Genomic DNA, 13,974 nt, shown 5'->3' with positions numbered 1-13,974 from the left:
ACAAGTTTGTTGCACTTATTTTATTGAATAGCCCAATTAGAGCAAAAAAACCTGAAAATCAGTAGTTCTACAGCCGTTTTCTATAATACGAAAAAAAGCCACACTGGCAAAAACCCAGTATGGCCTTGTGTAAGTCATGCGTCTACATGATGAATGATGTGTTGTGTGTTATCCCCTACCTAATCTTAACATACATGTATGAAATATTAGATCATCAACGCGTATGTGCAGCAGTCAATGCTGCCAATACATCAGGTACATCCGTGATGATGCCCTGAACCCCCATCTCGATCATCGCTTTCATCTCTTCAGGATCATTCACGGTAAATGGATGAGTCGCCACCCCTTGCGCGATTGAAGCAGCAACCTCTTCTCGAGTCACAGCGAATTTATAAGGATGCAATGCGGACGCCTCCAACTTAACCGCGTAATCATAAGGACGATACAACTTTTCCATGTATAGAAGCGCTGTTTGAATCTCGGGCGCTAGACGTTTACATCTCACTAAGGAAGCATGATTGAAGCTAGAGAGAATGACCTGTTGTTCGAGGTCCCAATCTCGAATGACCTGTACGATCTTCTCTTCCATTCCTTTGTAACTAACAATCCCATTTTTCAGTTCAAGATTCAGTAGGATGTTTTTCCCTCGAATTAGTCCAAATAATTGTTCTAATGCAGGGATACACTCTGCTGCAAACTCCGTGTTAAACCATGAACCTGCATCAAGTTCTCGTAATTCCTCATAGGTCTTATCTTTGACCCAGCCTTCTGCACCCGTTGTTCGCGTTAATGTCTCATCATGGATAAGCACGAGTCGACCATCGCTGGTCATCTGCACATCCGTCTCGATACCAGTAGCGCCCTGTTCCAAACATCGTTCAAATGCAGCCATTGTATTTTCTGGGCATACTGCAGATGCTCCACGATGAGCTATAATCTCTATTTTTTTCAACAACATTGCCTCCTCACTTCACGATCCTTCAACCTCCTCACTATACATATCGTTTGTCATTCCTGTATTAACTAGAACGTTTAATTATGTACTTACTCATCATCTAAGATCGGTATAGGATAACAACCAGAGGCTGGGGATTCACTCATTTTTGCGAACTCAATCTGTGAATTTGACATAACATAGTATGAACGATAGATGTTTCTCACTGCGCCATAAGGAGGTTGACTATTGAAGCCTTCAACGAAAATTCCATCTAGCCAGCGCCACCGCACATCGCAATCACAGTCGGCTTCCAGGCTTTCCAGACCTACTGCGCACATTAAAAACAAATCCACTCATTCAGCCAATCAGCGCAACTCTACTCCCATCACAAGCAGTACGTTGGATCAGCTTGCTGTTATCGCGGCAATACTTTCCTTGATCGCGGCTGCCATCGGGCTGTATATCGCCTGGAAATCCTTAAGTATCCCAGACCAGACTGCTGTTGTGGTATAAGCTGTGCCCACTCAAATGTTTTACACTTGCGACGATTGGTCCTGCTTCTAAACAATCCATTGGAGGCAGGATTTATCGTTTTCTAATCGACTTGTTTCTCGGTGATAAAGCAAAAAAACCTTTCCCCTGAAACGCCGGAACATCCCCGGCGTTCCTTGGAAGGGCCATTTACCTGCCGGGTTCGGTCACACGTCTGTGCCCCGCCCAATCCTAGAATGGCTGACGAAATTACAGAATGAACGTACGAGAGATAATAACCAGCAAAATGAACAATACCAGAATCGCGCCTGTAGATGTCCATGCTCCGCCGCCGAAACCTCCGCAATAACCATAACCTGCACCTTTAAGTCCGCTCATGAGTGACACTCCCTTCTGTAAGAAAGTACACTATAGACTATGTCTAAGGCTGTAAATTGCTTGGGCAGAACGGAAAGTTTTCCGTAGCGGCTACAGCACCCCGGTTGTCACTTCTTATCTAGCTGGGACCACTTTTGAGATAATTCAACTGGAACATAGGCAGACATGTGTTCTAACAATGTTTCCGGATCGGATTCCAAACTCCATAGACTAAGATGTGAAGTATTCGAAAATCCTTCATGCACGCTATGCTCCACCATCTTCATAAGCGGTTCGTAGTACCCTTTCACATTTAATAGACCCACAGGTTTACGGTGAATACCAATTTGAGCCCAGCATAATACTTCGAACAATTCCTCAAACGTGCCCATACCCCCGGGTAGAGCGATAAAACCATCCGATAGCTCAGCCATCGTAGCTTTCCGCTCATGCATCGTGCCTACCTCGATCAGCTGTGTGAGACCTCCATGTACAATTTCTCCCCGAAACAGCCCTGTAGGCATAACACCAATCACTTCACCACCATGCTGTAGCGCTGCGTCGGCCACCGCACCCATAAGTCCCATACATGATCCACCATAGACGAGAGTATACCCGCCTGTAGCAATTCGTTTGCCTAATTCAATAGCTTGCTGTGTATATTCCGGCTGATGACCTGGATTAGAACCTGCAAAAACACATATACGTTTCATCCGTCTTCACTCCTTGTCTCTTGTTGTTTATCTCACTAGTATATATCACAAATGTCATTGCTATGTTACTCCATTTTACATTCCGACAAGACCAGAAAAGCCCGACCGTTTGCAGCCGGTCGGGCTCCCATGTTATTACACATCATTTAGAAGGGGTTGTTATACTTAATATAACGGCTAAAGATTAAATCCAGATGATCTATACATGAAATGAATATTAAATATATTGATATGTTTAACGAATTCCTCGTCGTGAACGCACGACAAACATATATTTGTCCTTGCGAAGAAATCGTCCATCTGCAATCTCAACCTGATCTTCGTCATGGCGGAGGATCGTAGTGGATAATGCTACAATTTTGGCTCTTCTCCATATCATCACTTCTGATTTAAAGTAAATCGCATTATCAAACTGTATGGCCTTCTTCATGACATATCCAACCTTATGCACCTCAGAACGCGCCTTCTTCAAAGGCAGGCTCTCCTCGGGCAAGGGTCTGATCATTGCGATATTATCGAACGATACTTTGATACGTTTAGGCCCAATCCGTACACAACCCGATTCTTCGTCCCAATCGACCAGCGTTCCTTTTAACGGCTCTCGAATACCAGTCGCTCGGTATACAGCTACTTTTCGTCCCACCCAATGTCGCAATGTCCTCACCCTCATTTGTCTAGTTTTGCGGTATATTCCAGTCGATCGGTTCAATACCTTTGGAGGTCAAGAAATCATTGGCCTTCGAGAAGGGACGACTGCCAAAGAATCCACGATGGGCTGCAAGCGGACTTGGATGTGTGGACTCCAACACCAGATGCTTGTCTCGATGGATAAAGGCACCCTTCTTCTGGGCATGACTGCCCCACAGCATAAATACCATAGGCTCCGAACGCTCGTTCAATTCCCGTATCACGGCATCCGTAAATGTTTGCCAGCCTAGACCTTGATGTGAGTTAGGTTGACCTTCACGTACAGTTAACACATTGTTAAGCAGCAATACCCCCTGTTTGGCCCAATGAACCAAATAACCATGTGCAGGAATAGGAAGACCCAGATCAGCATGCATTTCCTTATAGATGTTTCTCAAGGATGGTGGAATGCGTACACCTGGCATAACTGAAAAACTCAACCCATGAGCTTGGCCCTCACCATGATAAGGGTCTTGTCCAATAATGACTGCTTTGACCTGATGATACGGGGTGAGCTTTAGCGCTGAGAACAAATTCTCCTTAGACGGATATACAGTTTGCGTTTTGTACTCTGCCGCCAGCGCATAACGAATTTTATTGAAGTACTCGGCATTCACTTCTTCATGCAACACCGAATCCCAATCATTTCCAAACATAGATGTAGGCTCCTTCCCCTGGATGAATACGTACCTTTGCAGCCATCTAGCTGGCTGCTAGCTGTGTGAGCCGCTACCGTCGGCTCATAGACTATCCATCATTTTAACATAACCGAAGACCACAGGCTAGAAATCTGCACACCACCTGCAATTTGAGCCTCTCTCTGCTAGTCTACTATGTGCCGCACTTAGTTGTTAAACCTATCTGATATTGAGCCATAGCGTATCAAAATACAAACACATAAGCAAAAACGCCTTCTCCAAGGCGTTATCCACCGGAGAAGGCGCTAATTTATAGCATTTAAATCAAGTGAATCACAAGTTAAGTCAAACGCTTCTGGTTGTTTATGATTAATACTTGATCAAATCAAGTGTTTCGTCGAACAATTCACGTTGTTCCTCAATTTTGCTCTCATTACCAATAACGCACCGATGTTTCTCTTCAAGGATTGCAGAGATCAGCGAAGCAAAGTTAACGATGTGTGCTTCTGTGGTGCTCAGCACTTCATCTCTTTCTTTCTGGAGGTCTGCCTCCGTCACATTAGACAAGTAACACTCCAATGAGAAGCTTCCCTCTGCGTATGGAGTTCTAGGCGCATCAAGGTCTTGAATGGCACCAATGATATAACGGGTCATTTCGCGTGAATCCGCTTTGAAATTTTGCAAATACTGCGGCATCTCTTCGTACACGTTATAGGTTTTCTCTAGGTTAGGATCCCTGTAGGATGCCATATAGCTGTCGCCATTCCGTCTGAAACCTGTCATACAGCCATATGCGCCACCTTTAGCGCGAATATTTGTCCATAAATAGTCCAGTGACAGAATTCCTTGCAATACGCGAAGTGAACCTGTATACTCGAATCCTTTATGGATGAAGTTTCCTGTCTGCACGACGTATTGAACCTCTGATGGAGACTTGAAGCCCTCGTTATGATGGACTGCTTGGAACTCAGTATGTTCTTTAACAACCTCTTGCGTATACAGCTTCGCTTTTAGTTTCGATACGTGCTGCTCTAGACTAGCATATCCCTGATCATCAGCCGTATAACTTACTAGTAGATTCTCAGGTCTAAAGATCATTCCCGTCAGTTCTTTCAGACGGTTCGTTAGTTCTTCTTTGCGATCTTCATAATTTGCCTGAAGCTCCTCAAGCCACTGATAGAATGCCACTCCACTTACCGCTTCCCGGAAAGCGGCTACGGCTGAATGTTTGGCAGAGGATCTGCCCATTGCTGCCGAATGCCCACTATTGATCAAGCTACGCTGCAGTCTGCCCTTCAATTGGGAAATGATCTCGTACAACCGCTTCGTATCGTGGAACTGCGAAGTCAGTACAATTTCCTCAATCATATCAAAAGCAAAATCCAGCTTATCATATAGAATTTTAGCTTCAATCTCAAAATGAGCTTTATACGTATTATATTGACGAGCATCCGCGCTCGCACATACGTTGGCACTGATTCCACCGGAATGGATGTGAATTTCATTGGACAGACCATTGAATTTGAAGTTTGCGGTGTCCACATAACCTAACACACTTTTCAAAAGTCCTAAGTACGGCTGTAAATGCTCAGGAACTTCCTTCACATTAAACAGCAATTTCAGATATCCAATTCCGTTCGTGTACAGATTGTGATGTACAATCGTTGTCCCATCGACGGACTTTAATGTATTCGATAATTTGGACGCTTGCGGATCGATATCTTCAATCGATAAGGTTGGAATGACCTGCTGTTGTTCTTTGGTTGAAGGTGCATTCTGATAATCCGCGAGTTCCTTGGTACGTTGAACCAGTTGCTCAATCTCTTCTGTACTCAGACTGGCTTGGAGTGATTTCAAACGAGATTTCAATGCCTCTTCCTTACGCAAACTGAGCCCTTTATCCGGAGTCACGGCCACAAACGACGTGTGCGTATTTTGCAATAAATATTGCTGAATCAGTTGCTCAAAGTAGCCTTCATTCATCTTCGTTCTGAGCGAAGCAAATACAGCATTGGCCTCCAAATGGGTAAACGGTGCCTTGTCGTCATATAACCAGCTCTGCAGCGTGTAGAAGCCGTAGATCAGCCCTTTAGGCATTCTTCCAAAGTCTGCCTCCCGATGATTAAATTCATATGAATTAATTCCGGCTAACAGTGCCTTCGGATCGATCCCTTCGCGCACAACGCGCTCAAGCACTTCGTGAACCGTATCGAGGAACACCTGTTTACTCTCTAAATTACTCTTCTTCAGCCCAATCGTCATGACCGGCTGGTACAAGCTATCATCATATGAGCCATATACGTCTTTGGCAATTCCTTTGTCGAGCAACGCCTGCTTCAATACCGCACCTGGAGCATTCAGAAGCGCATATTGTAATATTTGAAAGGCAATATTCAGCTCTTGATCCAAGCTTGTTCCAATAACTGCATTATAGGTTAAGAAGCTGTTGTCCACTTCCGATTCTGTCGTTCCGGCCGAATACGTTTGTACCACATCGACACGTTCACCAAATGAAGGCTGCAGCTCAATCTCCGAATCTGTCTCCATCCGATCGTATTGACTCAGGTACGTTTCATCCAACCACTTAAGCTTCTCTTCCATATCCATGTCTCCATACAAATAAATGAAGCTATTAGAAGGATGATAATACTTTGTATGGAAATCCAAGAGTCCTTGATAGGTTAGATCTGTAATCTCGTCTGGGATACCTCCCGATTCCTTGGAGTACGTTGTGTCTGGGAATAGAGAGTTGAGCACAGCTCTGCGAACAATCCGTTCAGGTGAAGAAAAAGCACCCTTCATTTCGTTGTAAACAACGCCGTTATATGTTAATTCATCCTCTGCAGAAGGTAATTTGTAATTCCAACCTTCCTGCAAAAATATTTTTTCGTTCTCATAAATATTCGTATTTAACACCGCATCCAGATAAATGTCCATCAAATTATGAAAATCATGCTCATTACGGCTTGCAATAGGATAGATCGTTTTGTCTGGGTACGTCATTGCATTCAGAAATGTATTGAGTGACCCCTTCAACAATTCAACAAATGAATCCTTCGCCGGAAACTTCTTAGAGCCGCATAATACGGAATGCTCCAGAATATGAGGTACGCCCGTATTATCGCTAGGTGGTGTTCTAAAACCGATACTAAATACTTTATTGTCATCTTCATTGGACATAAGGACAATTTTGGCGCCTGACTTTTTGTGTTCCAGCAAGTAGCCGTCAGATTTCAGTTCCTCCATCCTGCGTTCTTGGATTACTTGATAAGACTGAAGCTGTTTCAACATATGTCGAGTCCTCCATTAAAAATGTATTTGGTTAACTTTGAGCTCCGCAAGATAAAGGTAATATATGCCTATAGCCAGTATACACCAACATCCCTTGTCTTCATAACGACCACCACGGGATTGCATCATTACCCATCCCACAATGCCCCATTAAAAAAGATCGGATACTGATCTGAACGCAAAAAATGCAACACAAATATGAATATTCAGCTATACTGTACCTAAATATTCATAGCCAACATTGCCAGAGGTTTTAAATTTGTCTAAGTACACTAAATTCTATGTATTATCTTTTGTCTGGATGACATGAGAGGTCTTGCATCCAACAGGTTATGCCTGCCCTCAATCCGTCTCCAACAGAAGATAAGGGGGTAACGCCTATGATTCAAGACCCTCATTTGAAAGTATAAAAAAAAGGAAACCCCCTGATATATCAAGGAATTTCCTTTTCTCTTAATGGATGCCGAGGACCGGGATCGAACCGGTACGGTAGTCACCTACCGCAGGATTTTAAGTCGAAAACGCAGTGTTTCCGCATAGCAACCCGCTTTCCTCCGCTAATATATCGTTAAATTTGCGTCCAACACACGAGGACCCACCGTTCATTTATACGTTGTGTTATCGTAGTTCCCCTTCCGCTTCTGTGCGTTCAGGTCTCGTTCATTATACGAAATAATAAACGTAATATCAAGCGGGGATGCTACGTTGTATATTCCGTCCCTCCTGCACTATAATAAGAACAAACGTTCTGTAACGGAGTTGAAACGAAAATGATCGACATTACCGACGAAGATCGCGCGCTAATCAAAGCGCACATCATTCTCCCGCGCGTATTAACCGCATTCGAACGTGACGCCGCGCTGATCAATACAACGCTGAAAACTCCGGCACCATATGCGGATATGATCGCCGAGGCTCAACGTAAACTCACCGCAGACATTTACGAGATCCGCAAGCAGTTTCGGACGCGCGGAATCAAAGTATACGAAGAGTTGACGGATAGCGACGGAGTGGTGGCGCGCTATAAATGTCGCGGCTATCAATCGGAGATGAAACTGCGCTGGATGATACTTGCGCCGCAAGCTACGGATGTGATGCGGAGTTATCTCGGAGTACCTACGAAGGATTTCATTGATCCGTCGATTCCGGAGTGGCTGCAACGCAAATGAAACGTAGGGGCTACCGCGATCGTAATGTACGTTGTATAATTTAGGTAATATTTACTATGCGGAGGTACTTACATATAATGAAGAAACTTGTAGCCGCCATCTTTGCGGTATTGTTGCTGTCAGGATGCGCGGAGTCTACTACGGTCACACAGCAAGCTACGGAACCCACGCCAGCTCCCGTCGAAGTCGCGCAGGAAAAGCCGAAGACCGCTGCGGACATATTTGCGGATGCGCAGGCGGAACTTGACGGAGGATATCCGCAGCTTGCGAAAAAGAAACTCGACGCACTAATCGTTGACTTTCCGGACTCGGCCGAAGTTGCGGAAGCCAAAAAGATAATCGCGTCCATCGATAAGGAAGCGGCGAAAGATTACGTAGATCAGGAGAAACAGGCGCGTGATCTCGAAAAGGCAATCCGCGCAAACTACGGTACCGAAACGGATATCAATGCCGGCAAAATGACCGCTGCTATATTCGCTGACTTAACCGAAGGCATGACGATTAACGAAGTAACGAAGCTGGTCGGAGGATCTGGCGAGTTAATGTCGGAAGGATACGGAACTGCGATATACTCGTATGAAGGCGTAGGTTCAATCGGAGCTAACGCACTCATCACGTATCAAGACGGCAAGCTCGTATCGAAAGCGCAGGCCGGCCTCCAATAAACGCAGAAAAGGCGCAGCCCTCAACGGATATCCCGCGAGAACTGCGCCTCATTTATTACTCGTTACTTTTCGCCTTACTTAACGTTTTTGCCCCGATATCATACAGTTTACACGCGGCCAATCCCGTCATGATCCCCGTCATAATTCCGTCAGCCACCGAATCCGCCGGAATATAAAAGAGACCCGCAATTAAGCCGAGTCCCATCGATAACAGCGGTATAAAGCGCGCCGGCACGTACAACTTCGCGAACTCACCGATCGCAATAATTACCGCAACCACTACGCCGATTTCGTACATATTATACGCCCTCCTTCGTAATCGTCACCGTTTTAGTCTTCGCGTCCCACGACACCTTTGCGCCTAATGCTTCGGCAATTACGCGGACAGGAACGTAAGTAACGCCGCCCTCAACGTAGCCCTCTCCGACTTTCTTTCCGCCGACATTTACGGTTGCTTTTACGTCTTTCTTCACTTCCGCCTCTCCCTTCGTCTCATTCGCGTAATAATTACGCAGGTATTCGGTAGGCTCAACAACTCCGGACTCTGTTGCGGTATATCCGTATTGAGGCGTACACACTTTCCGCACTTCGTAGTGTAGATGAGGCCCCGTTGATACTCCCGTGCTACCCTGCTTACCGACTTCCTGCCCGCGCTTAACACGTTGACCTACCGAAACCGCAGCGGAAGATAGGTGCGCATATACGTGGAGGAAGCCCTTATCGTCTTTAATCGCGACTGTGATACCGTAACCTCCGAATCCCGAACCAGTTGCGCCCATCTTCGCATGCAATACTTCCCCCGCAACGAACGCGTAAATCGGCCCTGTCGATGGACTTACTACGAGGTCTACTCCTCTGTGAAACTTCTTCGTCTTATGAACCGGATGAATACGATATCCGAACGGACTCGTCAAACGGTAACTTTCGAATGGATTCATATTATCGCTCCCCTTTCATTACGCTCTTAATCTCCGTTACATCCAGCGCAAGCCCATCGTATTGCGACGCAAGCTTCTCGAATCGCGCGGTTAGATCCTCCGCCAGTCGCATGAGCCGCTCCTCTCTACGTAATGCGTCCGAATACATCTGATCCTCGCGCTCTTTAGCGGCGGCAAGCATCCGTTCTTCACGCGCGCGGCCGTCGTCTTGTATCCGCGCCATCTGACGCCATAACAAAAAGCCCGCCACGACGAATAGGACTGCGAATAGTCCCTCTTTAATCGCGCTATTAAATATCGCTTGCTCCATCGCCGGCCGCCTCCTTATCGAGCGTAGCCAATGCCGTTCCAATTTCGTAATCTAATGCGCGGAGAATGTCCGCTTGGCTTTCCGGATGGTACGCAAGGACTGCGGTTATTACTGCGGCAAGCTCCGGCGCCGGTTGCGATAGGTCTACGGTGCATTCGAGTAGTGTGCGTGATTTCATGCGCGTTTCCTCCGTTTCTATGCAACGCAAAAAGACCGCCCATATTCGGACGGCCTAGCGGTTGCTTATTCGTTTATTTTAGCGCGGCGAGTGCGGCTTCGGCTTGCGCGATGTCTGCGTTGGCTTGTGCGATGTCCGCATCGTAGGTAGCGAGCTCTTTCGTTCTAGCCGCGTAATCCTCTGGCTTCATTCCTGCTGCCTTATAGCCTTCAATCTCTTTTGCTATCTTGTCGCGTCCTTCTTGAGTAGGGGCTAGGATGCGCGTTTTGAGTACGTTAAGAGATTCCTCGATACTCTCCTTGGTCATTCCTGTGTATTGACTAGGTGCCTCAACCGCAGGTGCTTCCGCAGTCGGCTCCTCTGTAGTAACTGTAATAGTTTTGCCGCTCACTTTGATATCCGCCCCCAGTGCCTCAGATATTCCACGAACAGGTACGTTAGCCTTCCCGTCAATAACCGCGCCTTTATCAGCGAGCTTTTCTCCGTTAACTATAACGGTATACTCGCCGCTAACTTTCTTACCGACGAGTGACTGAACTTTGTCCGCAAATGCGCCGGTAGATGTCGAAAGAACGAATCCGATCAAAATACCGCCGACAATGTATGCTGCTTTTTTCATAGTTATTCAACCTCCGCGATGTGGTATTTGGTTCTTATTTCCTATAATACCATTACGCGGACGAGGTTGTGAAGGTTCCACCGTTAGCCGGCCAGCTTTGGTTCGCACTGTTTCCGTGATTATGCGTTCCGATATTTACGGTATGCGTGTGACCGCTCGGTGATTTCGCGTTGACAGCATTCCACAATGCGTTAATCTGCGCCTGCAGTCCCGTTACTTGACCGATGTCGATTCCGTTGGCAAAGTTAACGGAGCCCTGCAACGTAGTCACGCCGTTCAACGCACCTAAACGCAAGCTCTGCGTTCCCATTACGTGCAACTCGTTAGATACCGCGTACACTAGACCCTGCGATTGGCTCGATCCGTTATAGTACGTATGTCCGCTAATATTCGCGGCGGCATTCGTACCCAGCGTTACGCGCCGTGCGCCTGCCGAATCGTAGAATACGAAGCCGTTCGGATCTAGCTCGATGCGCTCTCCGCTAATCGCCGTACGAATAGTTGAGCCCGTTATCGTCCCGCCGCTAATCGTTGACGCGGAGATATTACCGCGAAACTCTCCGCTCTGCGCGACCATGTGTCCGCTTGAGTTGACGGTGAAGACTCCGTTACCTACGTTAATCGACGAACCGACGATCGCGCCATTCGTAAAGTTTGACGAAAATATATTCGCAGAGTTAGCGGTCAACCTGTTCGCCGTAACGTTACCCTGCATATCTACGCGGAACGGAGCGGAGTTAAAAAGCGCATGGCCTGCCGCAATGCCGTTCGTATTGATCTGCGTTACGTTGTTTCCCGCGCCAATTAGCAACGAAACGAAGGAACCGAGTTGTCCTACGATGGCCGGCGCAGCTATTCCGTTTGCATTAATCGCAGTCATCGCGGTAACCCCGCCGTCCTTGCTGAAAATAATTCCGTTAGACGTCATGATGACTTGATTGCGCGCGTCCGTCTTATCCTGCAGGACGATTCCGCGTGTATCGTATTTGACTTCGGTCTTCGAGTTGTGGACGTCGTTGACCGCAGCCTTTGCGAAAGCCTCGAAAACGTCCGTACGGATTGTCCCGTTGCTTATCAGATTGCTAACGATATTCTTCGATTTCTCAAGATCCGCGATAATATCCGTCATGTCTCGCAGCATTACGTTAGTAATCGTAACTTGCGATTGCTGTTCGTTACTATACGGATACTCGACGAGCTCCGTAATCCTCGCACTAATCCCGTCCATGCCAAGCGCAGGATCGACGCATTTAACCGTATCGCCGAGGCCGGGCGCAGGCTCCGCGCTATCCAACTTGTGGATGTCCGCGGCCGACACGGATATTTCCAACGCCGGAACTTCCTGCTCGCGGAGAGCCTTGCGCTGAGCTTCGAGTAATTCCGTATATGACGTGATGTTCTGCTCGATAATCTCTCCATCATAAAACGCGTTAACGTCGGTCGCCCAATACGCAGCGTACGGCGATATCAAGTAATTGACCGCAAGATTACCGTTAACAATCGCGCCAGGCACGGAATTTAACAGCGATCTTTCCTCCGCAGTCAACATCGACGCAGGCTGGCCGATAAGTGTCCGCCCGTCCTTCATCTGCGCAAACATCCGCGTCACAAGCGTATTCGCATCATCGTTAAACGTGGATGATACGATATTCTTACGTATACGGTACTGTAATCCGCGATCCTGGCCGATCTTCTTGCGCAAATGGATCACGTAATTGTCCGGCTCGATCTCCGCGCCATACATGGATACGACGGAGTTTAGCGCTTCGAGCGCATTTCCACGACCGAAGTCCTTAACGTCGAATAGCGGGAACGTATCGTCGATCGAGAACGTGTACTTGCCGCCAGTCGCCGCGCTGATTGCCGATGTGAGCTGCGAAATGTGGACGCCGTAGGCTTCCGAAATGTACGATGTGTATGGGTATTTGTAATCCGCGAGCTTAAAGAGTACGTGGGAGCAATCGATCCGCGCGGTTAGCTTGCGGCCTTCACGGACACGGCTGCGGTTGTTAATCACGTAATATTGTCCGCGGTCATCCCGTACGTGACCTTTGAGCACGATTTTATCGAGGTAGTCGGCGGATGTCATCGGTACCGTAAAGGACAGCGAATAGTCCGAGTTGATACGCCGTGTCCGCTGGATGTCGCCCGCGTCTACGAGGATACCGATCCGCTTCCGGTTTTTATCGTAGGATTCGAGGTATTTCTTCGCCAAGTGTGCGCCTCCTTTCCGCGTTAGTAGAGGAATTTATCGCGATGCGTTACGCGTGTCCGAACGTTGCGCGCTGTTTCCGAATCGCTATACGTCAGTTTATTCGCGCCGTAAACGAGGTCGAAAAAGTCGCCGGTCATTAAGTGTAGCGCATTCTCCCCGTTGATCGTAATCGTCTGCCGCTTCGTATCAATGACGATGACGTCGCCCGGCCGGAAGGTTCCCGTTAGTCCGATCTCGTTAATATGCGCGTGAGTTACGGTAACGACGAAATCGGTCGCCGTATTTATCTTCGCGCCAAAAAGACGCTCGCGGACTAATTGCGCAAGCATCTCGGTAGCGGTCGTAATATGTGCGGTCATCGCCAGTTCGCGGAGCCAAGCGGAAGTCAGATCCGTCGCGCTCCCGAACGTCACCGTAACGGGAAAGTCCACGCTGATTCGCGTAGACAAGTCCGTCGCCGATTCGATTGCTACGGTGAATAGCGCCTCGAACGAGAGTGTTCGGTTAAACGGCGAGCGGTTAAATGGCGCTCGATTAAACATCGGAATCGCCGCCGACCGTTTCCGCGTATTCACCCTCCGTGATCCATCCATTGGCGAGAGCGCGGTCGATGTCCGCCTTATTGTACGTAGCCGACGCGTACTCCTTTACCGGCGCGACATATGCGGTCATGATATCCGGAAAAGTCTTCGTGCCGTGGCGGTAGATTGCGGTTGAGTATGCGACTTTTAGCGAGTTGATAATCGTAGCTGACGTTGTTCCCAT

At 47.5% G+C, this 13,974-nt stretch carries 17 protein-coding genes; 3 read left to right on the top strand and 14 right to left on the bottom strand.

Annotation, left to right across the window (positions count from 1 at the left end):
* Positions 1 to 214 precede the first annotated feature (214 nt).
* On the bottom strand, positions 215 to 952 hold the full coding sequence (locus tag J2T19_RS01130) for a glycerophosphodiester phosphodiesterase (protein WP_307212153.1): 738 nt from the start codon (positions 950 to 952) through the stop codon (positions 215 to 217).
* Between the two features lie 231 nt (positions 953 to 1,183).
* Between J2T19_RS01130 and J2T19_RS01125 the strand changes: the two genes are divergently transcribed.
* Positions 1,184 to 1,450, top strand: a complete 267-nt coding sequence (locus J2T19_RS01125) for a hypothetical protein (protein WP_307212150.1) — start codon at positions 1,184 to 1,186, stop codon at positions 1,448 to 1,450.
* Positions 1,451 to 1,678: 228 nt separating this feature from the next.
* Here J2T19_RS01125 and J2T19_RS01120 read toward each other — a convergent pair whose 3' ends face one another.
* From J2T19_RS01120 to J2T19_RS01100, 5 genes are all read right to left on the bottom strand, one after another.
* Positions 1,679 to 1,807 (bottom strand): hypothetical protein, encoded by a 129-nt coding sequence (locus J2T19_RS01120; RefSeq protein ID WP_260865799.1) that lies wholly within the window; start codon positions 1,805 to 1,807, stop codon positions 1,679 to 1,681.
* Between the two features lie 107 nt (positions 1,808 to 1,914).
* Positions 1,915 to 2,499 carry an LOG family protein gene (locus J2T19_RS01115; protein WP_307212145.1) on the bottom strand — a complete coding sequence of 195 codons (585 nt, stop codon included), beginning with the start codon at positions 2,497 to 2,499 and terminating at the stop codon, positions 1,915 to 1,917.
* A gap of 235 nt (positions 2,500 to 2,734) precedes the next feature.
* A complete protein-coding gene (locus J2T19_RS01110) occupies positions 2,735 to 3,142 on the bottom strand; it encodes a hypothetical protein (protein WP_156395440.1) in 408 nt (135 codons plus the stop codon).
* A gap of 31 nt (positions 3,143 to 3,173) precedes the next feature.
* Entirely contained in the window at positions 3,174 to 3,842 is a 669-nt protein-coding gene (locus J2T19_RS01105) for a uracil-DNA glycosylase (protein WP_307212141.1), read from the bottom strand.
* Positions 3,843 to 4,193: 351 nt separating this feature from the next.
* Positions 4,194 to 7,115 carry an insulinase family protein gene (locus tag J2T19_RS01100; RefSeq protein ID WP_307212139.1) on the bottom strand — a complete coding sequence of 974 codons (2,922 nt, stop codon included), beginning with the start codon at positions 7,113 to 7,115 and terminating at the stop codon, positions 4,194 to 4,196.
* A gap of 770 nt (positions 7,116 to 7,885) precedes the next feature.
* On the opposite strand from J2T19_RS01100, the gene J2T19_RS01095 reads away from it, so the two are divergent.
* On the top strand, positions 7,886 to 8,284 hold the full coding sequence (locus tag J2T19_RS01095) for a YhjD family protein (protein WP_307212137.1): 399 nt from the start codon (positions 7,886 to 7,888) through the stop codon (positions 8,282 to 8,284).
* Between the two features lie 56 nt (positions 8,285 to 8,340).
* Entirely contained in the window at positions 8,341 to 8,949 is a 609-nt protein-coding gene (locus J2T19_RS01090; protein ID WP_307212134.1) for an outer membrane protein assembly factor BamD, read from the top strand.
* A gap of 55 nt (positions 8,950 to 9,004) precedes the next feature.
* Here J2T19_RS01090 and J2T19_RS01085 read toward each other — a convergent pair whose 3' ends face one another.
* From J2T19_RS01085 to J2T19_RS01050, 8 genes are read right to left on the bottom strand one after another with little or no spacing between them, the layout of a single operon-like run.
* Positions 9,005 to 9,247, bottom strand: a complete 243-nt coding sequence (locus tag J2T19_RS01085; protein ID WP_307212130.1) for a hypothetical protein — start codon at positions 9,245 to 9,247, stop codon at positions 9,005 to 9,007.
* 1 nt (position 9,248) lies between these two features.
* The gene (locus tag J2T19_RS01080) at positions 9,249 to 9,887 is read right to left on the bottom strand and encodes a peptidoglycan DD-metalloendopeptidase family protein (RefSeq protein WP_307212127.1); all 639 of its coding nucleotides are present in this window, start codon (positions 9,885 to 9,887) and stop codon (positions 9,249 to 9,251) included.
* Position 9,888: 1 nt separating this feature from the next.
* Positions 9,889 to 10,197 (bottom strand): BhlA/UviB family holin-like peptide, encoded by a 309-nt coding sequence (locus J2T19_RS01075; RefSeq protein WP_307212124.1) that lies wholly within the window; start codon positions 10,195 to 10,197, stop codon positions 9,889 to 9,891.
* A complete protein-coding gene (locus J2T19_RS01070) occupies positions 10,178 to 10,405 on the bottom strand; it encodes a hypothetical protein (RefSeq protein WP_307212121.1) in 228 nt (75 codons plus the stop codon). Before J2T19_RS01070 ends, J2T19_RS01075 begins: the two co-directional genes overlap by 20 nt.
* 43 nt (positions 10,406 to 10,448) lie before the next feature.
* Positions 10,449 to 10,994, bottom strand: a complete 546-nt coding sequence (locus J2T19_RS01065; protein ID WP_307212119.1) for a stalk domain-containing protein — start codon at positions 10,992 to 10,994, stop codon at positions 10,449 to 10,451.
* Positions 10,995 to 11,046: 52 nt separating this feature from the next.
* On the bottom strand, positions 11,047 to 13,209 hold the full coding sequence (locus J2T19_RS01060) for a phage tail protein (protein ID WP_307212117.1): 2,163 nt from the start codon (positions 13,207 to 13,209) through the stop codon (positions 11,047 to 11,049).
* A 20-nt stretch (positions 13,210 to 13,229) separates the two neighbouring features.
* Positions 13,230 to 13,751 (bottom strand): phage distal tail protein, encoded by a 522-nt coding sequence (locus J2T19_RS01055; protein WP_307212113.1) that lies wholly within the window; start codon positions 13,749 to 13,751, stop codon positions 13,230 to 13,232.
* Entirely contained in the window at positions 13,744 to 13,974 is a 231-nt protein-coding gene (locus tag J2T19_RS01050) for a hypothetical protein (RefSeq protein ID WP_307212111.1), read from the bottom strand. Before J2T19_RS01050 ends, J2T19_RS01055 begins: the two co-directional genes overlap by 8 nt.

It is taken from the genome of Paenibacillus tundrae, assembly GCF_030812775.1.
In the GTDB taxonomy this organism is placed as follows: Bacteria; Bacillota; Bacilli; order Paenibacillales; family Paenibacillaceae; genus Paenibacillus; species Paenibacillus tundrae_A.
Note: the sequence above shows the minus strand (reverse complement) of the source record. Positions and strands in the feature narration are given on the sequence as shown.